Genomic DNA, 23,163 nt, shown 5'->3' on the forward strand with positions numbered 1-23,163 from the left:
GTACCCGCACATCACGCACGCAGCCCACGTTCCAATATCGCCCATGCCTGCCGGGATGTCGCCTGCCTGGATCGCGGGTCGGTCTTCGACAGCAGCCCCGCCAGCATCGCCACCGCTAATACGACGTCCATTGCCGTGACATCGGCGCGGATATCGCCGCGTTGGCGCGGGTCGTCGAGCTTCTGGGCGAGGAGGCCGAGCAGCCGCCATGCCACCCCGAGCAGCTGCTCGTCCTCGGTGTTCGACGGATAGATCATGGCGATGAAGGCCGCGGACGCCGTCAACTGATCGACGATGACCGCCAGCACATCCCCGACCGTCGTCGTCGGGTCGGCGGCAAGTACTTCGATCTCGACGATGTTCTCTTCGAATACCGCGAGCGCCATGCTCTCTCTGGTCGGAAAATGCCGGTACAGCACCCCCTGTCCGACACCTGCGGCGCGCGCTATCAAACTGAACGGTGCGTCGAAACCGTTCTCCGCGAACACAGTTCGAGCTGCTCGAATCAGCGCCGCCCGGTTTTCGGGAGCGGCTTTGGGCCCCGGGTTCTGTCGGCGCGACGCTGTCATCCGGCCAACGCTACCGCTTGACTCCGCCGACGGTCTCCAGCAAACTATCGAGCCAACCGGACAAGACCGTCCGGTTATGTTAGTGAGGAAGAGTATGTCGGTGATCACCCGCCGGACCCTGTTGACCGCGACCGCAGCGGCCGGTGTCGCCATACTCGGCTCACGAACCACCAGCCCACAGCACGGAATCGCCGCACGGGTCAACAGCGTCCCGCTCACCCGGGAGGAACGCCGGGTCGTGGTGGTCGGATCCGGATTCGGCGGCGGGGTGACCGCGCTGCGCTTGGCCCAGGCCGGCGTCCCGGTGCTGCTGCTCGAGCGCGGGATGCGCTGGCCGACCGGGCCGAATTCGGAGACCTTTCCGCGCGCCTCGGCGCTCGACAAGCGGGTGCTCTGGTACCGGTCCAGCCCGACATTATTCGGCGCACCACTGCTTTTCGAACCGTATACCGGCCTGGTCGAGGCGGTGCCCGGAACGAATATGACCGCCCTGTGCGCCGCGGGCCTCGGCGGCGGCTCGCTGATCTACCAGGGCATGTCGCTACAGCCGACGCAGCCGGTATTCGATGCGAATCTGCCCGAGGGGCTCGACTGGGCGACCATGGATCGAGTGCATTACCCGAGGGTCGCGCGCATGCTCGGCCTTGCGGTGGCGCCCGACGAGCTGATCGCGGACCGGAACTACACGGCCGCACGCGTATTCGGTGACCATGTGCGCCAGGCCGGACTGCCGCTGTCGAAGATCCCGATGCCCATCGACTGGAACTACGCACTCGCCGAGCTGCACGGTGAGATGAAACCGTCGTACACCAACGGCGACGGCGCGATGGGCGTGAACAACGGCGGCAAGCATTCGGTCGATGTCACCTACATCGCCGCGGCCGAGGCGACCGGACGGGTAGAGGTGCAGACGCTGCACCAGGTCACCGATGTCGAACGCGGCCCCGACGGCCGCTGGGTCGTGTACGTCGAGCGGCTCGACACCTCCGGCAATGTCCTGGAAAACAAGATCATCACCACCGATGCCCTGGTGCTGTCGGCGGGCAGTCTGAACACCACCAAGCTGCTGGTGCGGGCCGGTGCGAAGGGGAAGATTCCGGACCTGCCCGATGGGCTGGGTCAGCAGTGGGGCACCAACGCCGACCGGATCTACGTCTGGACCGACCCCATCTCCGATTTCGGTGCGGCACAGGGCGGTCCCGTGGTCTACGGAAGTAAGAACTGGGACGATCCGCAGGCCGCCTTCACCGTCATCCAAGCCTCCATTCCGCCGATGCAGATGGACCCCAAGAGCACCATGCTGGTCGGATACGGCGTCAGCGCGGACCGCGGCCGGTTCGTCTACGATTCGGCGACCGACGACGCGATCCTGCAGTGGCCGAAGAACGGCGACGCGAGCATCCAGAATAATCACATCGATCCGACCGTGCGCCGAATCGCCGGCCCGACAAGCATTTTGGTGGATACCAACGCGCTGTTCCCGTCCACCTGGCATGCCCTCGGCGGCGCGAGCATGGGATCGGTCTGCGATCTCGACGGCCGGGTCCTGGGCCAGCGCGGCCTCTATGTGGTCGACGGCGCACTCCTGCCCGGTAATGCCGCGGCCTGCAATCCGTCGATGACGATCGCCGCCGTCGCGGAGCGAGCCCTCGACCACCTGGTCACCCAGGACATCGGCACCGCGATCTGACGACTACGGGCGCGGCCAGGGACGGCCGAGATAGCGCTCGATATCGATATTGAAACGCTGCAGATAATCGGCGAAGGCGGCCGCGTCCTGCGGTGACCAGTCCGCGAGGATCGTCGCCAAGGTTTGCAGCGATTCGTCGCGTTCGCGGTCGAGTTGCCGTTCGCCTTCGGCGGTAATGCGGAATTTGCGGGCCATGCCGCCATCCGGATCCGGGATGCGTTCCACTACATCGTCGCGCACCATGGCCGCGGTCCGCCGGTTCAGCGTCGACACATCCTGACCCACCGCCTCGCTCAGCTGCCCGAGCGTCATCGGGCCCGCCACCCGCAGCCGATTGAGCAACGTATACGTGTTGCGATCGAGTCGACGCCCGCCGAGCTGCCGGGAGGCGAGGCTGTACCGGCCGAACAGCATGGTCTCGAACTCGATCTTGTCGAGGATTTTGTCCATTTCGGGTCCTTCTGCCGATCCGCGCCGACCTGCGCCTGGATTCCGTAGCACCAGGTATACCACGCGATGTGCGTCACACACATCATGTGCATCTAGCACATTGCATGTATATGCCATACAGTGTGCATAGCGCACATTTCATGCGCACAACATACTTCCCCTGATTTCGACCGATTTGGAGACGCGCGTGAATACTCCAGCCCCCGCTACCCGGCCAGGCGGCATCCTCGCCGTGCTGGCCACCGCAGGCATCGTCGCCTCGCTCATGGCGACACTCGTAATGCCACTGCTCGGTGAGCTGCCGCAGCTGCTGCACACCACCTCGTCCAACGCGACCTGGGTGGTCACGATCACCCTGCTCGTCGGCGCCGTGATCACTCCGGTCGCCGGACGACTCGGCGACCTCTACGGCAAGCGGAAGATCCTGCTCGCCTCGATCGTGCCGCTGATCGCCGGCTCGCTCGTCTGCGCGGTCGCGACCTCGATCGTGCCGATGATCATCGGCCGCGGCCTGCAGGGCGCGGGCGTCGGCATCATTCCGCTGGGTATCAGCGCGCTGCGTGATCTGCTGCCGCCGGAACGGTTGGGCGCGGCCATCGCACTGATCAGTTCGTCGCTGGGTATCGGCGCCGCCATGGGCCTGCCGCTGTCCGCGGCCGTTGTGGAATACAGCAACTGGCGGGTGCTGTTCTGGGGCTCGGCCGCGCTTGCCGCGCTGGTCGGTGTGCTGATCTTCGCAGTCATCCCGGATACGCCGAACAGCGGCGCCGCCGGACGTTTCGATGCGCTCGGGGCGATCGGCCTCGGCGCCGGACTCGTATCGCTGCTGCTCGCCATCTCCAAGGGCGCTGCCTGGGGCTGGACCAGTGCCGGAATCCTCGGGTTGTTCATCGCCGCGGTGGTCTTGCTGTTGGTCTGGGGTTGGTGGGAGCTGCGCATCGATGCGCCGCTGGTCGACCTGCGCGTGACCGCACGGCCGCAAGTGCTGCTGACCAATGCCGCCTCGGTCGTCGTCGGTATCGCCATGTACTCCCAGTCGCTGGTCATGCCGCAACTGCTGCAACTGCCCACCGCCACCGGTTACGGCCTCGGCCAGTCGATGATGGCGATGGGTCTGTGGATGGCGCCGGCGGGTGTCGTCATGATGCTGATCTCGCCGGTGGGCGCCAAGCTCTCCGCCGCTCGCGGTCCCAAGTTCACCCTGGTCACCGGATGCCTGATCATCGCGGTCGGCTATGCCGCCTCCATGGCGCTGATGGGATCCACCTGGGGCATGTTGGCCGTGACCGTCATCATCAGTGCGGGCACCGGTTTCGCTTACGGCGCCATGCCCGCCCTCATCATGGGCGCGGTCCCGGTATCGGAAACCGCCGCCGCCAACAGCTTCAACACCCTGATGCGTTCGGTCGGCACCTCCGCCGCAGCCGCTGTGATCGGCGCGGTACTCGCCCAGATGACCGTTTCGATGGGCGGGCACGCCATCCCGACCGAAAACGGATTCCGCGTCGCACTGCTGATCGGCTGCGGTGTCGCGGTACTCGGCGCCGCGATCTCGGCAACCATCCCGACCCGCCGGACCCCGGACTTCTCCGAACCCGCCATCACCGCGGAACCCGTCGCCGTCAGGGTGTGAGACCCGACCATTCGAGAAGGATCTCCACCCGGCACGACCCGCTCCCGATGCGGTGCGAGGTTCCCAGATCTGGAGGGCCGCAAATACCCAGTCATCAACTGCTGCCGTAGGTTCGGCGTGGCTGGTGCCCGAGTTCGGGTGCCGAACGTCCGGGGTAAACGCCGAACGCTAGATGTCACATGAAAGCTAGATGTCACATGAAAGAGGGAAGGGTTCGACCTTGATCAACACCAAAAAGCTGATCGCCGTCTGTGCGTCCGCAATCGGCATCACTACCGGGATGGCAGTTTTCCTCCCAGCCACTGCGTCCGCGGCAACATACGACGGCCAGTGTGGTGCAGGCTTCAAGGTGATCGACTCACACGAGTTGAAGGGCGGCACAGTCTTTCTCACCTACGACGGTAGGACCAACTGCGTGGTCACCGTGCGGGACAAGGCGGGCGACCCGATCTCGATGGGCGCCGCCGTGCGGCAGTCGAAGGACCACTCCCAGGTGGTCATAAACGACGACCGCGTCTTCTCCGACTACGCGTACGCGAAGGTCGAAGCCGAAGGCAAGTGCATCGACTGGGGCGGGCGCATCAAGGACGACCTCTGGGAAGAGTTCGGAGTGCACTGCGGGTAACCGAGCCTCGCTCCACCGACGGCCCTACGGCCGTTGGTGGAGCCGGCTAACGTTCAGCCCTCGTCTTTCGTTATGACGTCCTCCAGGACTCGTATCACCTGACCATTGCCCCGAGGCGACACGTTCGGGCATGGTCGATCTGCGTATCTGGACACCGGCGGACGGGAATATTCATGGGCGGCGATCGGCGACCCCACATTGTGGTGATGGGCGTGACGGGTTGCGGGAAGTCGACGATCGCGCGGCGGGTTGCCGAGATGACGGGCGGCGAGTTCCTGGATGCCGATGATCTGCATCCCCCGTCGAATGTCGCGAAGATGGCCGCGGGTATTCCGCTGACGGACGCGGACCGGGCACCGTGGCTCGAGGCCGTACGCGACTGGATGTGCACACGAGGTGCCGGTGTGGTGGCGTGTTCCGCGTTGCGGCGAGAGTACCGGGATGTGCTCCGAAATATCGCTGCGCCAGTCGCTTTCGTGCACCTCGATGGCGCGCCCACTACGATTCGGTCGCGGATGGCGGCACGACGCGGGCATTTCATGCGGCCCGTCCTGCTCGATTCTCAACTCGCATTGCTCGAGCCGCTCGGGCCGGATGAGTTCGGGGTCGTACTGGATGTCGGGGCGGGGCCGGACGAGATCGCTGGGTCGGTGGTCGATTTCGCGCGGGACCGGGCGGTGGTGCGGTGAGTGCGCATCGGAGTTTCGATATCGAGGACAAGATCGCCCTGGTCACCGGCTCGAGCCGCGGTATCGGATATGCGCTGGCAACCGGGCTTGCCGAGGCGGGAGCGACGGTCGTCCTCAATGGCCGTGACGCGGCGGCGCTCGCCCGCAGCCGGGACGAGATCGCAGATGAGACCGGCGCAGTAGTCCACGTCTGTGCATTCGATGCGACCGACTCCGCGCAGGTGACCGCCGCAGCGCAGCAGGTCGAAAAAGAGATCGGCCCGGTGGATATCATCGTGAACAACACCGGAGTCCAGCATCGCAGCCCGCTGCTCGAATTCTCCGACGCCGATTTCCGTCGCGTGCTCGATACCAATTTGTTCAGCGCCTTCTGCGTTGGACGCGAATTCGCCCGCGCGATGGTCGAACGCGGACGCGGCAAGATCGTCAATATCTGTTCGGTGCAAAGCGAATTGGGCCGGGCGGGTATCGCGCCGTATGCGGCGAGCAAGGGCGGGCTGAAGATGCTCACCCGTGGCATGTGCGCGGATTGGGCGCCGCTCGGACTGCAGGTCAATGCGATCGCGCCCGGTTACTTCGATACCGAGTTGACGGCCGCGCTGGTGCACGACGCCGAATTCAGTGACTGGCTCACCAGGCGCACACCGGCCGGACGGTGGGGCCGTACCGAGGAATTGGTGGGTGCGCTGCTGTTTCTCGCCTCGCCCGCATCGGATTTCGTCAACGGCCAGATCCTCTATGTCGATGGCGGTTTGACCGCCGTCGTCTGATCCACTTCCAGCTCGAAAGGCAACCGTGCCGAATATCAGCCGTCCCCGAATTCATCTCGGTCCCGATTCCGATTCCGCCCTCGCCAGGGGAATCGAGCAAGGCGGCGGCATTCTCGTGCCACTTGCCGATGCGGACGCGGTGGTGTGGACGCAGGGACCGGCCACCTTTCCGGACCGGCTGCCGGACACAGTGCGCTGGGTGCAGCTGCCCTCGGCTGGTGTCGAACCCTGGATCGCCGCCGGGATCATCGATGACAGTCACGCCTGGACCTCAGCGGCCGGTGCGTACGCGCGCAACGTCGCCGAGCACGGCGTCCTGCTGCTGCTCGCCGGTGTGCGGGTCCTTGCCGAACAGATACGTGCGACATCCTGGCGCAAAACGGATTTCGACCCTCGGGTCGGAACGCTGTACGGCTCGACCGTGGCCATCGTCGGCTGTGGCGGCATCGGCCGCGCCATGATTCCCTTGCTCACCGTATTCGGCGCACAGGTATTGGCGGTCACCCGGTCGGGCGCTCCGGTGCCCGGCGCCGCCGAGACGGTCGCCGCGGACCGGACAACCGAAATCTGGTCGCGGGCAGATCATTTCGTACTCGCCGCACCGGCCACACCCGAAACCACGCACCTCGTGGATGCGGACGCTCTCGCCAGAATGAAGTCGACCGCTTGGATCGTGAACGTGGCCCGTGGCTCGCTCATCGACACCGATGCGCTGGTACGCGCACTCGAGGACGGATCGATCGGCGGCGCTGCCCTGGATGTGACCGAACCGGAACCACTTCCGGCGGGCCATTCCCTCTGGACGCTGCCCAATGCCATCATCACCCCGCATGTCGCCAATCCCGCGACGGGCATCACCGCGGTGCTCGCCGATCACGTCGCGGCGAATGTCGAACGGTTCGCCGCCGGACAGCCACTGCTCGCGACCATCGATATCCGACGGGGTTATTGAGCCGTGCGCCCGGCACTGTTCCTGACGTAGTTGGCGACGACGGCGCGCAATATCTCGCGCACGGCTTCCGCCGGTTTGGACAGCGGTTGATTGGTCGGGGTGCCCAGCGATACCTGGACCGTGATCGCCGGTTCGATGCGGCGCAGTTCCAGATTGTCGACGGTCATGATCCGGCGGGCGACCGACAACGGTAAAACAGTGGCGCCCAGGCCATTTCGCACCGCCTGCGCCATCAACGCCACCGACTCCACCTCGCCCACGACATGCGCATGTTCCAGCGCGTGATCGTAGGCCTGCTCCACCACTTTCCGGATCGTGTGCATCGGGCCGGGCAGCAGCAACGACAGCCCTTTCAGCTGCGCGATCGAGACCGCGGAACCGGTCGTACCCGGCAGCCCGGTCCCCGCCGGGGCGACGACCATCAGTTCCTCGGTGAGCAGCGGCTCGAAGGTCACTCCCTTGATCGGTCCGGTGTCGTACAGCAGCGCCATATCCATCCGGCCGGTCATCATCGCCTCGCTGAGCACGCCGCCGAAGTTCTCGTTGATATGCAGCAGGATGCTCGGATACCGTTCGCGCACCGCGGTCAGCAATGGCAGAGCGATCGCGTTGACCGTGCTGTAGGGCGCCAGCCCGACGGAAACGCCGCCCGCCAGTTCGCGACCGACCACACTCACCTCGGCCTGTGCGCTCTGCACCTGGCGCAGGATGATCTGCGCGTGCCGGTACAGGGCCCGGCCCGCATCGGTGGGCTCGACGCCTTGCTTGTGCCGGATCAACAGTTGCTGACCGAACTGGGCCTCCAAGGCCGTCATCTGCTGACTCAGCGCGGGCTGGGCGATATGCAGGATATCCGCGGCACGGGTGATGCTGCCGGCATCCACGATGCGCACGAACGAAAACAACCGTCGGGTATCCACGTCGTCGATCCACCTTTCTCGCAGCAACTTCGTCGCACGCGATGATTTCCGTATTGTTGCTCTGCGGAAACGCCGCGGTACCGAATTCCCGGCCGACACTATGAGCCCGCCACATAGTCGCTGCTCAGACACCATAGAGGTTCGTTATCGCCTCACCCGAAACCGGTATTACCCGCGTGCGGGCGAACCTGCGTAGCGTCCTTTTACACCGCACGTTCACTCATACGGTGCTCACAGTTTCCCACCCAGCGGAGGCATCCATGGCATGGCAGATCGATCTCGTCGCCGATATCGGTGAGAGTTTCGGAGCGTGGACGATGGGCGATGACGACGCACTGCTCGACGTTCTCACCTCCGCCAATATCGCCTGCGGCTTCCACGCGGGCGATCCGCAGACCATGGACCGGACGGTCCGCCACTGCGTTGCCCGCGGCATCGGTATAGGCGCGCACCCCAGCTTCCCGGATCTGGTCGGCTTCGGTCGGCGGGCCATGGACCTCTCCGCCGACGAGGTGCGCACCGATGTCCTGTACCAACTCGGCGCACTGCACGCCTTCGCCGCCGCGCACGACACCGCGGTGTCGCATGTGGCGCCGCACGGCCGACTGGGCAACCTGGTGGCGACCCACGCCGACTACGCCGCCGCCGTGGTCGATGCCGTCGGGTCGTTCGATCCGAACCTGATCGTGCTCGCCCAGGACGGTGAACTCGCCGACCACGCCCGCGCACAGGGAATTCGCGTCGGCATTGTCGGCATTGTGGATCGCGCTTATCGCGCAGACGGCACCCTCGTCCCGCGATCCGAGCCGGGTGCGGTCATTCACGACCCCGAGGTCCTCGCCCGCCGAGCGGTGCGCATGGTAACCGAGGAAATTGTCGAATCCGTCGACGGCACAACCCTTTCCGTCCAGCCGCACACGCTGCTTTTGCACGGCGACAACGCAGACGCAGTGCGCAGTGCACGGTCGATCCGGACCGCGCTCACTGCCGCAGGTGTGCAGATCGTCGCGCTGCCCGAGGTCCTCGCGGACCGTGCCGGTAAGGAAAACGAACCATGTCCGGCGTAGCAGGGGTCGCCTTCCAGGTCGCGGACTGCGGTGATTCCGCCGTACGCGTCACCGCGCTGGGGGCCGACAGGGAGGAATGCTGGCGAGCTGTGCACGCGATCGCGGCCGCGCTGGACACCGATGCAGACCGCTTCGCGATTACCGGCATCATTCCGACCTACGACGCCGTACTCATCGAATTCGACTGCGCGGCAAGAACTCACGACGATATTCGGCAGCTGCTCGCGAATCCGGGAGAATCGGCGGCACCTACACCGCGCCCGGCCCGGCATTTCGATATTCCGGTGGTCTACGGCGGCGAGTACGGTCCGGATCTCGTCGACATGGCCGACCAACTCGGGCTGTCCCCCGCCGAGGTGATCCGTGTGCACGGATCGTCACCACTCATCATGCGATGCTTCGGATCTCCAGGCGGCGCGCCGATGCTCGACGGACCCGCCTTTCCACGGCCGGTACCCCGACGTGTCGTCCCCCGCCCGCATGTACCCGCCGGAGCCGTGGCCGTGGCCGGTCGACAAGCGGTCGTTTCGGCACGGCCTGCGCCCGGCGGATGGCCCGTCATCGGTCGAACCCCGCGCACCATGGTCGACCCGACAACCGAGCCGCTGTCCGCTTTCCGACCCGGAGATACGTTTCGGTTCCATGCCATCGCGGCCCACGAATGGTCCCGGTTCGAGGGGGTGCTGCATGGCTGAGACCATCACCGTGACAACCCCGGGGATCACCACCATCCAGGATCTGGGTCGCCGCCGAGCCTCCCGGATCGGCCAGCTGACCGGCGGTGCCCTCGACCAGTACAGCGCCGAGGTCGCCAACGCTCTGGTCGGCAGTGCGCGCACAGCACCGCTGCTCGAACTGGTCGCGCTGGATTTCGGTGCCGTCGCGAGCACCGATCTGCTCGTCGCGATCACCGGTGCGCCCGCCGACGTATGCGTCGACGGTGTCACCCGCGCCCAGTGGCAACCGTTCATCTGGGCCGCAGGCACCGAACTCACCGTTCGCGACATCCGCGACGGTCTCCGGGTCTACCTCGCGGTGCACGGGACGATTTCCGCGAACTATCTGCTCGACAGCTGCGCTCCGGATCCGGTACTCGGTTTCGGTCGACAACTGACGGCGGGCGCGAATCTCGACATCGGTGTCGACGGGCCGCTGCTCGACCACCCGTTTTTCCGAATTCCCTTGTTCCACTTCGATATCGCGCGGCCGGTATGCACCGGAAGCTGGACCATCGATGTCACCGATGGACCCGATATCGCCGAGTTCGGCAGCACCGCATCGCGGCTGTTCGAGACACCGTTCGTCGTCGACGACAACAGCAATCACATCGGACTCCGACTGAGTCCCGATGGTGTCGTCCCGCAACGAGAGAGCCGAACCGAGGTCTTATCCCGGGGCGTACCGATCGGGGCCGTCGAAGTCCCCGCCGGAAACGAACTGCTCGTGCTGCACCGTGGCCGCGGCGTGACGGCGGGCTATCCGGTACTGGCGGTCGTCACCGCAACCGGCTTGTCGCAACTGGGGCAGGCCCGCCCGGGCCAGCGAATCCGCTTCCGGCACATCGGTATTCCCGATGCGGTGCGCCGCTACCGTGCGCAGCAGTCCGCGATCGATCGACTACGCACCCGTGTGGCAAATGCCTACGGCAGCCTCCGAATTCCCGTCCACACCAACACCTGCCACCGGCCCGGTCTGCGCGGTCAGGCCCCGGAGGCGGCAGCTTGCACAACCACGCAGGGGCCCCGCGCAGACCACATCCGACACAGTCACCTGGAGTACCCATGACCGACACGATCTCTCCGGCCCCGGCCGCGTCCGTGCCCACCGACCAAACGCATGCGGCGCCGTCCGGTTCGATCCGCAAGGTCGTACTGGCCGGCTGCGTCGGCATCTTCGTCGAGCTCTACGACAACGGCATCTTCGCCTTCATGGCGACCGCGCTGGCCATCGTGTTCTTCGATGTATCCAAGTCGAGTGACGCATTGCTGCTGGTCTTCGCCGGATATGCGATTTCCTTCTTCGTGCGTCCGCTGGGCGCGGTGATCTGCGGCATCCTCGGCGACAAGATCGGCCGCCAGAAAATGCTCGTCTTCGTCATCATGCTGATCAGCGTCGCGACGGCGGGCATCGGCATCCTGCCGACCTATGCGGCGATCGGCGTCGCGGCACCCGCGTTGTTGATCGGCTTGCGATTGGCGCAGGGATTCTCGGTCGGCGGTGAGGCCGCCGGTGCGATGACCTTCCTCGCCGAACATTCGCCCGAGGGCAAACGCGGACTGATCACCAGCTACGCCCAGATCGCCTCCTTCCTCGCACTGCTGACCGGCACCCTGGTTGCATTCACGATGTCCCCATGGTTGAACGCGAATGCCATCCACGGCGGCGGATTCGGCAGCTGGGCCTGGCGGATTCCGTTCCTCATCGCGATCCCGATGGGTCTGATCGGCTGGTACATCCGCCGCGCCATCAGCGACACCCCGAATTTCGGCAAGCTCAAGGAATCCGGCGGTCTTTCGCGCAATCCGCTGAAGGAAGCCTTCGCCACACCCGAGCACCGCAGGGCGATGCTGCTCGCGCTGTTCATCCCGCTGATGAACGGCTCCGGCTATTACGTGCTGTTCTCCTACATGCCGACCTTCCTCAAGGGCGACAAGATCGGATTCTCCACTGGCACAGCACTTATCGTCACCGCCGCCAGTCTGGTCGCGATCAGCATCGCGATTCCGTTCATGGGCGCACTGTCGGACAATCTCGGCCGCAAGAAGGTGATCGCCGGTGCCGCGATCGCGATGGCAGTCGGTGCCATTCCCTGCTATGCCCTCATCGCGACCGGCAGTTTCGCACTCGCGGTGCTCGGCGCCTGCATCATGGCCGTCATTTTCGCCGGGCACACCGCGGTCATCCACATCCTCATCGTCGAACTGTTCCCGACCCGCGTCCGGTATTCCGCCTACGGACTCGGCTACAACATCTCCTCGGCGCTGTTCGGTGGCACCGCACCGCTGCTGATGACCTGGCTCATCCCGCATTTCGGCATCTACGTCCCGGCCGTCTATGCCGTCGCCACCGCACTCGGCACCCTCGCGGCGGTCAGCACCGTCACCGACCGTGCTCACCTGCCCCTGCGCGACACGCTCTGACCACAAGCAGAACGGCCTCACCCGAGACAAGGAGTGTCATGCCTTTCGACGACTACCGAACCGCGCTCGTCACCGGAGCCAATACCGGCATGGGAGCCGCGATCACCGAGACGCTCACCAAACGTGGCCTCACCGTCTACGGCGTCGCCCGCGACGCCGCACGGCTCGACGAGGTGGCCGCACGGACCGGAATGATCCCCCTGGCCGTCGATATCACCGACACCGCCGCACTCACCAGTGCGGTCGGGCGCCTCGAAATCGACATCCTGGTCAACAATGCCGGGGTATCGGCCACCGGGAACATTCTCGACGCAACACCGGAATCGGTCGATGCCATGGTCGATGTGAATCTGCGTGCCGTGCTGCATCTGTGTCGGCTGCTGCTGCCGGGCATGGTCGCACGAGACCTCGGCCATGTCGTCAACATCAGCTCCATCGCGGGTCTGTACAACTTCTACGGCCACACGGCCTATCACGCGACAAAGGCCGCGATCCACCAGATCTCGCGTCAGTTCCGCAATGATGTCATCGGCAAGCGCATCCGGGTCACCGAGATCTGCCCAGGCCGGGTCGAGACCGAAATCTTCGGACGCAATCTCGGCGGCACACCCGAGGCTATGCGGGAGGCCTGGGAGACCTATTACGAAGGCTACGAATCCATTACGACCAAGGACATCGCCGACACCATCGAGTTCGCGATCGACGCACCGCGGCACGTGAACCTGGGCCTGATCGAGATCACGCCGACGTTCCAGGTACCCGGTGGGCTCGAATTCGTCCGGCGGCAGGATTGAGGTCGCCGCTACCGATGACCGAATTACCTTCTCGCGCATCGGGAGTGGTGGCGCATGCCGCGGGCGATCTTCGCGTCGAAGCCATTGCTCTTACACCGCCGGGACGGTCCGATACGGTCGTGGAAATCGCGTACGGCGGCATCTGCGGATCCGACCTGCACTACTGGACACACGGAGCCGCAGGCGAATCCATCCTGAGGGCACCGATGCTGCTCGGACACGAGGTGGTCGGCACGGTGCTCCAGCAGGCCGCAGACGGTAGCGGGCCCGGGCCGGGTACCCGGGTGGCCGTACATCCGGCGACACCAGGTGGCGACAGCTCGCGCTATCCCGCCGACCGCCCCAACCTGTCACCCGGATGCACCTATCTCGGCAGTGCGGCCCAATTCCCGCATACGCACGGAGCATTCACGCGATATGCGGTGCTGCCGTCGCGGATGCTCCGTCCGCTGCCCGATGGTCTTTCGCTGCGAACAGCCGCCGTCGCAGAACCGGCTTCGGTTGCCTGGCATGCGGTTTCGCGCGCGGGGCACATCGAGGGAAAGACCGCGCTGGTGATCGGTTGCGGGCCGATCGGCGCGCTGGTGGTGTCGGTGCTGCGCCGCGCCGGTGCCGCGGCGATCACGGCCGTGGACATCCATGATTATCCACTGGCTATTGCTCGCGAACTCGGCGCGACCGCAACATTGAAGGCCGACGACACCGGCGCAATCGCCGCGGTGGACGCCGACATCGTCATCGAATGCTCCGGCAACCGCTTCGGACTCGAATCCGCCATTCGGGGCGCCACCCGAGGTGGCCGGGTGGTGCTGCTCGGGCTGCTGCCCACCGGACTTCAGCCCGCCCCGCTGTCACTGGTCATCACGCGCGAACTCGAGGTCGTCGGATCGTTCCGGTTCAACGACGAGATCGACGCGGTGCTCGACGCACTCGCCGACGGGAGCCTGGTCGTCGAGCCGGTCATCAGCCACGAGTTCCCCGTTCGAGATGCCCTGGCGGCCTTTGCCGTCGCCAAGGATGCCGCGGCCTCCGCCAAAGTGCTGCTGGCGTTCTGAACCCTATGTCGATCCCAGGAGGAAGCATGTCCCCTGTCGCCCTCGCCACCCGCGTCGAGCGGATGCGAGAATCGCCGAGTTCTGCTGCCGCACAACGAGTTCGCGAGCTGCGTGCGTCGGGTCGGGTGATCCTCGACCTGACCGTCGGCGAACCGGATTTCGACACCCCCGATCATGTGATAGCCGCGGCGATCACGGCCATGGACTCCGGGCTCACCAAATACACTGCGGTGAACGGTATTCCGGAGCTGCGGCATGCGATCGCGGCGCGGATACTCGACCGGACCGGAATCACGGTCGGCGACAACGAGATCACCGTCGGCGGCGGGGCCAAGCAGGTCATCTTCATGGCGCTGATGGCGACGGTCGCGGAAGGCGACCAGGTCATCGTACCGTCGCCGTACTGGGTGTCCTATCCGGATATGGTCACCCTGCACGGTGGCACGCCCATTGTCGTGGACTGCCCCGAATCTGACCGATTCCTGCTCACCGCAGCAGGATTGGAGGCGGCGATCACGCCCGCCACGAAATGGGTGATCCTCAACGGACCGTCCAACCCGACCGGCGCGGTGTACAGCGCGGAGGAACTCGCGGCGCTCGCCACCGTGCTGGAGCGGCACCCGCACGTGAACGTCTTGTGCGACGAGATCTACGACGAGATCGTCTTCACCGATCAGCGCACCCCGAGCCTGCTATCCGTGGCGCCCCAACTGCGCGATCAGATCTTCGTCGTCAACGGAGTGTCCAAGTCCTATGCGATGACCGGCTGGCGACTGGGGTACGGCGTCGGGCACCCGCAGCTCATCGCCGCGATCAACAAATTGCAGTCGCAGAGCTCGTCCTGCCCGTCCTCGATCAGCCAGGCAGCCGCAGCCGAGGCGATTTCCGGCGACCAGAGCTTCGTCGCCGAGTCGATCGTGAGTTACCGCGAGCGCCGTGACCTCGTGTTCGACCTGCTCGCCGACGTGGACGGACTCGCACCGGTGCGGCCGCAGGGCGCGTTCTACCTGTTCATCGGATGCGCCGGACTCCTCGGCAAGCGGACACCGGACGGACGAGTGCTGCACGACGACCAGGACGTCGTGCTGTATCTGCTCGAGGCCGCCTCGGTCGCGACGATCCAGGGCTCCGCCTACGGCGCGCCGTCATACCTGCGCATCTCCTTCGCCACCGCGGAGAACGTGTTGCGCACCGCCGCCGCCGAAATCGCGAAAGCCATTGCCGCACTGAACTGACCACAGCCCGACCCAGCACGGAGAAACCATGGTTCACGTCACCACCAAGATCGACCGCGCCGACCGCGCACTCATCGACGAACTCGGCACCTTCTCGGCGGCCACCATCCACGAGGCCCAGGGCCGCAAGGGTGCACTCGACTCCGATATCAAACCCATCGACCGCGGCATGTCCTTCTGCGGATCCGCGTTCACCGTGGTCTGCCATCCCCGCGACAACATCATGCTGCAGGTAGCGATCAGCTATGCCCAACCCGGCGACGTCCTCGTCGTGGCATCCGGCGACCAGCCGGCCGGGCAATTCGGCGACGTCCTCGCCAATGCGTGTGCCGCCCGCGGCATTTCCGCCCTCGTCACCGACGGCGGCGTACGCGATACCCGAGAAATCCGCGAACTCGGATTCCCGGTCTTCGCCAAACACGTCTGCATCGAGGGCACCGTGAAGGAAACCCTCGGCCCCATCAACCAGCCCCTCGTCTTCGGCGGCCAGGTCATCCATCCCGGCGATATCGTCAAGGGCGACTGCGACGGTGTCGTAGTCGTCCGACGCGAAGAAATCCGATCCGCTATCACCGCCTCCCGCGAACGTGACACCGCCGAGGCCGCCTACATCGAACGCTACAAAACGGGCGAGACCCCCATCCAGGTCTCGAACCTGGCCGCGATTCTGGAAGCCAAGGGCCTCACCGTGGATCAGTAGTCCTCAGAACTCGTCGGGGCAGCCGCACGAACCTCTGGTGTGCAGCACCGCTTCGAGATTAACCACTCCGGGGCGGCGCGTGTGGTCGTCGAGCTGTTGTAGCAGCAGGTCGATGGCGGTTTCGCCCATGAGGCGGGTGGGCTGGACCATGGTGGTCAGACCGGGGCGGGTGTAGCGGGAGTATTCGATCCCGTCAAAGGCGACCACCGCGAGGTCGTCGGGTACCCGCAGTCCGGCGTCGTAGGCAGCGCGCAACATACCCATTGCCTGCAGGTCGCTGGTCACGAAAATCGCCGTGGGGCGGCGCGAGTCGGCCATGAGGTCGGCCAGTGCGCGGTAGCCCGCGGCACCTCCGAAATCCGTTCGCACGATGCGTCCTTCGGCAAGTCCGGCGCCGGCCAGCGCATTTCGATAGCCCCGGACGCGGTCCTCGGCAGTGGACACGTGCGGGCCGCTCAGGCAGGCGATTTCACGGTGACCGTGTCCGATGAGATGGGCGACGGCCTGTTCCGCGCCCGCGACCGAATCGCACATGACGTGCGCGCAACGCGCCGGATCGATCACGCGGTCCAGCGCCACCAGCACCATGCCCGCATCCTCGCAGGCATCGGCGATGCCGGTCTCCCATGACGACGAAATCGCAAGCAGCCCTTCGACTCTGCGGTCGATGAAGGTGCGCACATAGGCGCGCTCGCGTTCCTCGTCCCCGGCGGCATTGCCGACGAACAGCGGATACCCCCGCGCGAAGGCGGCCGCCTCGATCACGGCGGACAACTCGGCGAAGAACGGGTTCGCGCCGTCCGGAATCACCATGCCCAGCGCATGTCCGCGGTTCATGCGCAGGCTGCGCGCGGACATATTGGGCCGGTAGCCGAGTTCGGCGATGGCGGCCTCGATGCGGGCCTTGGTCGCGGGCGCGACCTGCCGGGGTCCGCCATTGAGCACATAGCTCACCAGCGCCGGTGACGTGCCGGCCAGCCGCGCCACGTCGGCTCGTGTGACTGCCATCCGAAATCTCTCCTTGCTCCGACCGTCCATCCAAGCACTCCGCGCAAGTACTTGACAGCCGGTGACTCGGGTCACACACTACTCATCAACTCGCGTTGATCAACACGAGTTGATACCTGAGATGGATAGGTCGAACTCACGATGAATGCTCGATTCAGGCGTGCAATGGCGCCGCTTGTCCTCATCGGCGCGCTTGCCGCCGCAGCCTGCGGTCGCGGTGGACAGGACAGGAGCGACGGCGACTTCAAGATCGCGATCGTCACCCGGAACTTCACCAACCCCTACTGGGCGGCATTGCGCGACGGCGCCCTCGCGGAGGGACAGAAGCTCGGGGTGAAGGTCACGGTGCAGGCCGGTCAGTCCGAGACCGACGCCGACGGTGAGAACGCCCAGATCTCCACCCTGGCCGCGCAGGGTTACGACTGCTTCGGCGTGGTGCCGGTCAATGCCACGAATGTGATCACCCCGCTGACGCCGGTGGCGCGCAAGAACATTCCGATCCTCGATCTCGACACCCAGATCGACGCGAAGGCCTCCGCGCAGGCCGGGGTGTCGTATGCGAGCTTCATCGGTTCGGACAATCTCGATGCGGGCCGGATCGCCGGGCAGAAGATGCTCGAAGCGCTCGGCGGCACCGGCAAGGTCGCCATCCTGCAGGGCATCGCGGGCGAGCAGAACGGCATCAACCGTGATCAGGGCTTCACCGATGCGGTCACGAGCAAGCTGGAGATCGTCCAGAAGGCGCCCGCCGACTACGAACAGGACAAGGGCCTGCAGGTCACCGAGGCGATTCTGAAGGCGCATCCGGATATCACCGGCATCTTCGCCGCCAACGACACCATGGGCCTCGGCGCCGCCCAGGCGATCAAGAACGCGGGCCGGACCGGTCAGATCAAGGTGATCTCCGTCGACGGCATCCAGGCCGCCCTCGACGCCGTCAAGGCGGGCACCCTGACCGGCACGGTGACCCAATACCCGTATGCCGAAGGACAACTCGCGGTGCAGAGCTGCCTGGCCGAGCACCAGGGCAAGAAGCTGCCCGAGCGCGTGGTCTCCCCCATCGCCTTCATCGGCAAGGACAATGTCGACCAGCAGATCGCGGCGTTCCCGCGTCCGATCGTCGCCTTCGACAACCCCGTGGAAGGGCTGCTGAACAAGTGACCGCAGAGGCAATCGAAGAACTCCGCGCGCGTGAGGGGCGCACGGAGATCCTCGCCAAGGTCGCCGAATTCGCGGCACCGCTCGCCCTGGTCGTTTTGTGGGTGGCGTTCTTCATCGCCACCCCGAACTTCCTGACGGCGGACAATATCGGCGATCTGCTGGTCGCCTCGACCATCCTCACCGTGCTCGCGCTCGGCCAGCAGTTCGCGATCACCGTCGGCGGCATCGATCTGTCGGTCGGCGCCAACTTGCCATGGGCGGCAGCCGTTCTCGGCTATCTGGCCAGCCACGGCTATCCGATGGCGGTCGCCATCGGGGCCGCGATCCTGAGTGGACTGGCGGTCGGCGTCGTCAACGGTGTGCTGGTCGGCCGACTGCATATGACCGATTTCGTCGTCACGCTCGGCATGCTGAGCGTGCTCAACGGCATCACCCTACTGCTGACGCACGGCAATACCGAGGCCGTGAGTTCCCGCTTCCTGCAACGGCTCGCACTGGACGGCATCGGACCGGTGCGCTGGTTCTGGCTGCTGGCGCTGCTCGCCGCGCTGGTCGTGGCGGGCATCATCTTCCGCACCCGGATCGGCACCCATCTGCTCGCCACCGGCGGACGACTCGAGGCCGCGCGCGACACCGGTATCTCGGTGAATCGGATCCGGCTGTTCGCCTACGCCATGTCCGGATTGCTGTGCGGCATAGCCGGTGTCATGTTGGTCGCCCGCAACGGCGGCGCGGATCCGTCGCTGCAGACCACCTACCTGCTGAGCTCGATCGCCGCGGTGGTGCTCGGCGGTTCGTCACTGTCCGGCGGCAAGGCGTCGGTGCTCGGCACCGTCTGCGGTGCGGTGCTGTTCACCTCGCTGATCAACGGGTTCACCATTCTCGGCATCTCGCAGTACTACCAGCCGGTCGCCGTCGGCGCGGTGCTGCTGCTGGCCGCGGGTATCGCCCGCTTCCGAAAGTAGGCTAGGACATGACGATTCCATTGCTGGAGGCGCGCGAGCTCACCAAGTCCTTCGACTCGGTACGCGCGCTCGCCGGGGTCTCGCTGACGATTCCCGAGGGCGAGGTCACCGCACTGGTCGGCGATAACGGTGCGGGCAAGTCGACATTGGTGCGCTGCCTGACCGGCGTGCAGACACCGGATACCGGGCAGATCCTGTTCAATGGTGAACCGGTGCGCCTGCGCTCACCGGAGGACGCCCGCAAGATGGGCATCGAGACCGTGTATCAGGATCTCGCCCTCATCGACGATCTGGCCGTGTGGCAGAACCTGTTTCTCAACCGCGAGTTGGTATATCCGCTCGGCATCGTCAACCGCAGGGCGATGATCGCCCGCAGCGGTGAGATCCTGCGCGATCTGGATGTCGATGTGCCCTCGGTGCGCACCACCGTGCGCCGGATGAGCGGCGGTCAACGCCAGAGTATCGCCATCGCCCGCGCGGTGGCCTGGGGCAAATCCATGGTGATCATGGACGAGCCCACCGCCGCACTCGGCGTGCGGGAGACCGCGGCGGTCGAGAAGTTGGTGCGCGGCCTGCGCGAGCGCGGGATCACCGTATTGATCATCAGCCACGATCTGGCACAGGTCATGCGGATCTGCGACAACGTGGTGGTGCTGCGGCGCGGCAGATCCGTTGCGGCACATCGGATCGACGAAGTGGACGGCGACCGGCTGGTCGCACTGATCACCGGTGCCGCACCCGGCAATCTCGAGGCCACCGCGAACGGAGCCGAGTCGTGACGGTTGTCGTCCTCGGGTCGGTCAACCAGGACATCGTCTGTGAGGTGGAGCAGCTGCCACGGCCCGGCGAAACCGTGCTGGCACTGCGCTCGCGAACCAACCTGGGCGGCAAGGGTTCCAATCAGGCCGTCGCGGCGGCACAAGCGGGCGGCCGGGTCGAATTCATCGCCAGGATCGGTCGCGATGCCGACCCCGGACTGCGGAAATCGTTGCGCGAGTTCGGTGTCGAGCTCACCGCATTGCGTGAGGTGCGGGACGCACGGACCGGCACGGCCTATATCACCGTTGCCGACGGCGAGAACCAGATCGTGGTCGATCCCGGCGCCAACTTCCGCTGGGAACCCGAATCCGAACTCGACACCATGACCGAGGCCGACCTGCTGCGGTCGGCGGAAGTCGTTGTCGCACAGTTGGAAGTACCGCCGAACGTGGTCGAATGGGCCGCGCGGCGGGCGCGCCGGTTCGTACTCAACGCCGCGCCGGCGACGGCGCTGCCGGATGAGCTGCTGCGCCGCTGCCACCCGCTGATCGTCAACGAATCCGAACTGTCGGCACTGACCGGGACTACCGCGCGGACACCCGAACAGGCATTCCACCTGGCTCGTTCGCTCTGCCTGCGCGGGGTGGAGTCCGTCGTCGCCACCTTGGGCGCCGCCGGGTCGGTCTGGGCGCACCGCTGCGATGTGCCGGCACCGGTTGCGGGTGGATATCAGGCTGCGCCACAAGTGAATTCGGTGGATTCCACCGGAGCCGGCGATGCCTTCGTCGGCGCGCTGGCCACCGCACTCGCCGATGGTATGCCGCTCGGCGGCGCCGTGGCCTACGCCACCGCGGCCGGTGCGCTGGCCGTGCAGGCACCGGGAACCCACGCCTCCTACCCCACCGGGGACCAGATCGTCACGGCGCTCGCGGCTATCCCCGTGGCCCAGCCGCTCGTCTGACCCCCCTCTTCGAGAAGGAATCGAACTTTGCGCACCAGCGGACTCATTCACGCCGAATTGCTCGCCGCGCTCACGGCGCTGCGCCATACCGACCTCTTCGCCGTCAGCGACTCCGGTCTGCCGACACCCGTCGGTGTGCCGGTCATCGACCTGGGCATCAGCTACGGATTCCCCCGGTTCGAGCCCATCCTGGAGCTGATCCTGGGCGAGGTCACCGTCGAAGCCGCCTGGGGCAGCCGCGACGTCGCGGACACCAATCCGGAGGCCGCGGCTTTGCTCGGCAACCTCAACGCGGAGTTGATCGACCACGACGACTTCAAACAGCGCATCGGAGCCTGTCGGTTCGTGGTGCGTACCGGCGAGGCCCGGCCGTATGCCAACGTGTTGCTGCGGGCCGGGGTCCCCTGGCTGTAGCGTTCAGAAATATTGTTACTTGCAACATTGAACCCAGCGCACGTGCGGCCCGTATCGATTACGGAATGGTCGGTTGACTAGCTACTGTCCGGTGCTCGGATCAATGACTGATTCCACAGGTCGCGCCGGCTTGGCGACTGCTCGCAGTTCGCATCGACACGGCATGTGGGTCGGAGGGAGCGGTAGAGATGGATCTTCGCGAGGTCGTGTCCGCGGGTGTGTGGGAGCAGCGACAGCTGCTGGATCAAGGGGTGCTGACGGCCCGTGAACTGATCGAGGCGACCCTCGAGGGGATCGACCAGGCGGGCGAGCTCAATGCCTTCACTCGCGTCCTGCACGAGCAAGCCGTCGCCGAAGCCATCGAACGCGATCAGCAGGACGTCGCGGCGCGCGGACCGCTGCACGGCATCCCGATCGCGGTGAAGGACGAGATCGACGTGGCGGGCGTCCCGACCACCTTCGGCACCCGCGCCAACCTCACCCCGGCGGTCGCCGATGCCGAGGTGGTGCGGCGGCTCCGGGCGGCGGGTGCGGTCATCGTCGGCAAGACCACCATGCCGGAGTTCGGACAGTGGCCCTATACCGAATCCACCACCTACGGGCTGACCCGCAATCCGTGGGATAGCACCCGCACGACCGGCGGCTCCAGCGGTGGTTCCGCCGCGGCGGTCGCGGCGGGGCTGGTGCCCGCCGCACTCGGCGGTGACGGCGGCGGCTCGATCCGGATTCCCGCGGCCTGCTGCGGACTCTTCGGCCTGAAGACCCAGCGCGGACGGGTGTCGACCGCACCGAACGAACATCTGTGGTGGGCGTTGGGCGTCCTCGGCCCGCTCACCCGGAGCGTGCTGGATTCGGCGATCGTCTACGACGTCATCCGCGGCGCCACACCGACCGACCGCTTCCACGCCCCCGATCCGGAGCTGTCGTTCGAGGAGGCCGCCCGGCGCATACCGACCAGCCTGCGCATCGGCTACACCACGAAATCACAGACGGTGCTCGCGAAGGCGGTTCCCGAACATGTGCGCGCGGTGCACGACACCGCCGAACTCCTTGCCCAACTGGGCCATACGGTCACCGAGATCGATCCGGACTATCCCGATTTCACGTTCGCCTTCTATCCGCAGTTCTACGGGGGCGTGCGCGCGGAGATCCCGCTCGTCGATCATCCGGAACGGCTCGAACGCCGTACTCGCCAAAACCTGATGCTCGGTTCCTGGGCTCGTCGGCCGGTCGTCGAATGGGCCATGCGTCGCGGCGAAGCCTTGGCGCACAAGGCCGATCGCATTTTCGACAGGTGCGACCTGCTGCTGACCCCTACCATCGCACACCGTCCGCCGCGGGGCGGCGTCCTCGACAATGCGAACCCCGTCCGCGCACAACTCGCCTCGATCCCGATGGTCGCCTTCACCGGATTCTGGAATGTGACCGGGCATCCCGCCGCCTCACTACCCGCGGGCATGGCCAGCGATGGGCTCCCGCTGGCGGTCCAACTGGTCGGACCGGCGAATGGCGAGACCACTATTCTGTCCGTCGCCGCCCAACTCGAACAGATTCGCCCGCACCCCCGTCCCGCATAGCCCGAAAGCGTCTGTCTCCGCTGCGATTG

24 protein-coding genes are annotated in these 23,163 nt (G+C 65.9%); 20 read left to right on the forward strand and 4 right to left on the reverse strand.

The genetic code is table 11. From position 1 onward, the window contains the following. Positions 1-11 precede the first annotated feature (11 nt). Positions 12-569 (reverse strand): TetR/AcrR family transcriptional regulator, encoded by a 558-nt coding sequence (locus tag ACIBW7_RS19185; protein ID WP_397047912.1) that lies wholly within the window; start codon positions 567-569, stop codon positions 12-14. Positions 570-663: 94 nt separating this feature from the next. On the opposite strand from ACIBW7_RS19185, the gene ACIBW7_RS19190 reads away from it, so the two are divergent. Next, a complete protein-coding gene (locus ACIBW7_RS19190) occupies positions 664-2,259 on the forward strand; it encodes a GMC oxidoreductase (protein ID WP_397047914.1) in 1,596 nt (531 codons plus the stop codon). 3 nt (positions 2,260-2,262) lie between these two features. Here the strand turns inward: ACIBW7_RS19190 and ACIBW7_RS19195 are convergent, their stop codons facing one another. Further along, positions 2,263-2,709 carry a MarR family winged helix-turn-helix transcriptional regulator gene (locus ACIBW7_RS19195; RefSeq protein ID WP_397047916.1) on the reverse strand — a complete coding sequence of 149 codons (447 nt, stop codon included), beginning with the start codon at positions 2,707-2,709 and terminating at the stop codon, positions 2,263-2,265. A 187-nt stretch (positions 2,710-2,896) separates the two neighbouring features. On the opposite strand from ACIBW7_RS19195, the gene ACIBW7_RS19200 reads away from it, so the two are divergent. The 5 genes from ACIBW7_RS19200 (at position 2,897) to ACIBW7_RS19220 (ending at position 7,378) form a co-directional block, all read left to right on the forward strand. Next, a complete protein-coding gene (locus tag ACIBW7_RS19200) occupies positions 2,897-4,342 on the forward strand; it encodes an MFS transporter (RefSeq protein ID WP_397047918.1) in 1,446 nt (481 codons plus the stop codon). Positions 4,343-4,562: 220 nt separating this feature from the next. Then, the gene (locus ACIBW7_RS19205; RefSeq protein ID WP_397047920.1) at positions 4,563-4,967 is read left to right on the forward strand and encodes a spore-associated protein A; all 405 of its coding nucleotides are present in this window, start codon (positions 4,563-4,565) and stop codon (positions 4,965-4,967) included. Between the two features lie 173 nt (positions 4,968-5,140). Next, positions 5,141-5,656: a gluconokinase gene (locus ACIBW7_RS19210; protein WP_397047922.1), complete on the forward strand. Its 516-nt coding sequence runs from the start codon at positions 5,141-5,143 to the stop codon at positions 5,654-5,656. Further along, on the forward strand, positions 5,653-6,426 hold the full coding sequence (locus tag ACIBW7_RS19215; protein ID WP_397047924.1) for a glucose 1-dehydrogenase: 774 nt from the start codon (positions 5,653-5,655) through the stop codon (positions 6,424-6,426). Before ACIBW7_RS19210 ends, ACIBW7_RS19215 begins: the two co-directional genes overlap by 4 nt. Before the next feature lie 25 nt (positions 6,427-6,451). Next, positions 6,452-7,378: a D-isomer specific 2-hydroxyacid dehydrogenase family protein gene (locus tag ACIBW7_RS19220; RefSeq protein WP_397047926.1), complete on the forward strand. Its 927-nt coding sequence runs from the start codon at positions 6,452-6,454 to the stop codon at positions 7,376-7,378. Here the strand turns inward: ACIBW7_RS19220 and nac are convergent. Then, positions 7,372-8,283 carry a nitrogen assimilation transcriptional regulator NAC gene (nac, locus tag ACIBW7_RS19225; RefSeq protein ID WP_397048186.1) on the reverse strand — a complete coding sequence of 304 codons (912 nt, stop codon included), beginning with the start codon at positions 8,281-8,283 and terminating at the stop codon, positions 7,372-7,374. The two genes, ACIBW7_RS19220 and nac, sit on opposite strands and share 7 nt — an antisense overlap. Positions 8,284-8,558: 275 nt before the next feature. Here nac and ACIBW7_RS19230 point away from each other — a divergent pair, with 275 nt between their 5' ends. The 8 genes from ACIBW7_RS19230 to ACIBW7_RS19265 are packed head-to-tail and all read left to right on the forward strand — an operon-like array spanning position 8,559 to position 16,289. After that, a complete protein-coding gene (locus tag ACIBW7_RS19230; RefSeq protein ID WP_397047928.1) occupies positions 8,559-9,365 on the forward strand; it encodes a LamB/YcsF family protein in 807 nt (268 codons plus the stop codon). Beyond that, positions 9,353-10,060 (forward strand): allophanate hydrolase subunit 1, encoded by a 708-nt coding sequence (locus ACIBW7_RS19235; RefSeq protein WP_397047930.1) that lies wholly within the window; start codon positions 9,353-9,355, stop codon positions 10,058-10,060. The genes ACIBW7_RS19230 and ACIBW7_RS19235 overlap by 13 nt, the downstream gene beginning before the upstream one ends. Beyond that, positions 10,053-11,150 carry a biotin-dependent carboxyltransferase family protein gene (locus tag ACIBW7_RS19240; RefSeq protein ID WP_397047932.1) on the forward strand — a complete coding sequence of 366 codons (1,098 nt, stop codon included), beginning with the start codon at positions 10,053-10,055 and terminating at the stop codon, positions 11,148-11,150. Before ACIBW7_RS19235 ends, ACIBW7_RS19240 begins: the two co-directional genes overlap by 8 nt. Continuing rightward, on the forward strand, positions 11,147-12,505 hold the full coding sequence (locus ACIBW7_RS19245) for an MFS transporter (protein WP_397047934.1): 1,359 nt from the start codon (positions 11,147-11,149) through the stop codon (positions 12,503-12,505). Before ACIBW7_RS19240 ends, ACIBW7_RS19245 begins: the two co-directional genes overlap by 4 nt. A 38-nt stretch (positions 12,506-12,543) precedes the next feature. Continuing rightward, positions 12,544-13,299 (forward strand): SDR family oxidoreductase, encoded by a 756-nt coding sequence (locus tag ACIBW7_RS19250; protein ID WP_397047936.1) that lies wholly within the window; start codon positions 12,544-12,546, stop codon positions 13,297-13,299. Between the two features lie 14 nt (positions 13,300-13,313). After that, on the forward strand, positions 13,314-14,354 hold the full coding sequence (locus ACIBW7_RS19255; RefSeq protein ID WP_397047938.1) for an L-idonate 5-dehydrogenase: 1,041 nt from the start codon (positions 13,314-13,316) through the stop codon (positions 14,352-14,354). A 26-nt stretch (positions 14,355-14,380) separates the two neighbouring features. Continuing rightward, entirely contained in the window at positions 14,381-15,589 is a 1,209-nt protein-coding gene (locus ACIBW7_RS19260; protein ID WP_397047940.1) for an aspartate transaminase, read from the forward strand. A gap of 28 nt (positions 15,590-15,617) precedes the next feature. Next, complete coding sequence (locus ACIBW7_RS19265; RefSeq protein ID WP_397047942.1) at positions 15,618-16,289, forward strand: 4-carboxy-4-hydroxy-2-oxoadipate aldolase/oxaloacetate decarboxylase; 672 nt, start codon at positions 15,618-15,620, stop codon at positions 16,287-16,289. A 3-nt stretch (positions 16,290-16,292) separates the two neighbouring features. Here ACIBW7_RS19265 and ACIBW7_RS19270 read toward each other — a convergent pair whose 3' ends face one another. After that, positions 16,293-17,297, reverse strand: a complete 1,005-nt coding sequence (locus tag ACIBW7_RS19270) for a LacI family DNA-binding transcriptional regulator (RefSeq protein ID WP_397047944.1) — start codon at positions 17,295-17,297, stop codon at positions 16,293-16,295. A gap of 165 nt (positions 17,298-17,462) precedes the next feature. On the opposite strand from ACIBW7_RS19270, the gene ACIBW7_RS19275 reads away from it, so the two are divergent. The 6 genes from ACIBW7_RS19275 to ACIBW7_RS19300 all read left to right on the forward strand — a co-directional run bounded on the left by ACIBW7_RS19275 (position 17,463) and on the right by ACIBW7_RS19300 (position 23,134). Next, positions 17,463-18,458, forward strand: a complete 996-nt coding sequence (locus ACIBW7_RS19275) for a substrate-binding domain-containing protein (RefSeq protein WP_397047946.1) — start codon at positions 17,463-17,465, stop codon at positions 18,456-18,458. After that, complete coding sequence (locus ACIBW7_RS19280) at positions 18,455-19,423, forward strand: ABC transporter permease (RefSeq protein WP_397047948.1); 969 nt, start codon at positions 18,455-18,457, stop codon at positions 19,421-19,423. Before ACIBW7_RS19275 ends, ACIBW7_RS19280 begins: the two co-directional genes overlap by 4 nt. Before the next feature lie 8 nt (positions 19,424-19,431). After that, positions 19,432-20,202: an ATP-binding cassette domain-containing protein gene (locus tag ACIBW7_RS19285; RefSeq protein WP_397047950.1), complete on the forward strand. Its 771-nt coding sequence runs from the start codon at positions 19,432-19,434 to the stop codon at positions 20,200-20,202. Continuing rightward, a complete protein-coding gene (locus ACIBW7_RS19290; protein WP_397047952.1) occupies positions 20,199-21,143 on the forward strand; it encodes a ribokinase in 945 nt (314 codons plus the stop codon). Before ACIBW7_RS19285 ends, ACIBW7_RS19290 begins: the two co-directional genes overlap by 4 nt. A gap of 27 nt (positions 21,144-21,170) precedes the next feature. Then, positions 21,171-21,557 carry a D-ribose pyranase gene (gene rbsD / locus ACIBW7_RS19295; RefSeq protein WP_397047954.1) on the forward strand — a complete coding sequence of 129 codons (387 nt, stop codon included), beginning with the start codon at positions 21,171-21,173 and terminating at the stop codon, positions 21,555-21,557. Between the two features lie 188 nt (positions 21,558-21,745). After that, positions 21,746-23,134 carry an amidase gene (locus ACIBW7_RS19300; RefSeq protein WP_397047956.1) on the forward strand — a complete coding sequence of 463 codons (1,389 nt, stop codon included), beginning with the start codon at positions 21,746-21,748 and terminating at the stop codon, positions 23,132-23,134. Positions 23,135-23,163: the final 29 nt, after the last annotated feature.

Source organism: Nocardia sp. NPDC049526 (assembly GCF_044465765.1).
Lineage (GTDB): Bacteria > Actinomycetota > Actinomycetes > Mycobacteriales > Mycobacteriaceae > Nocardia.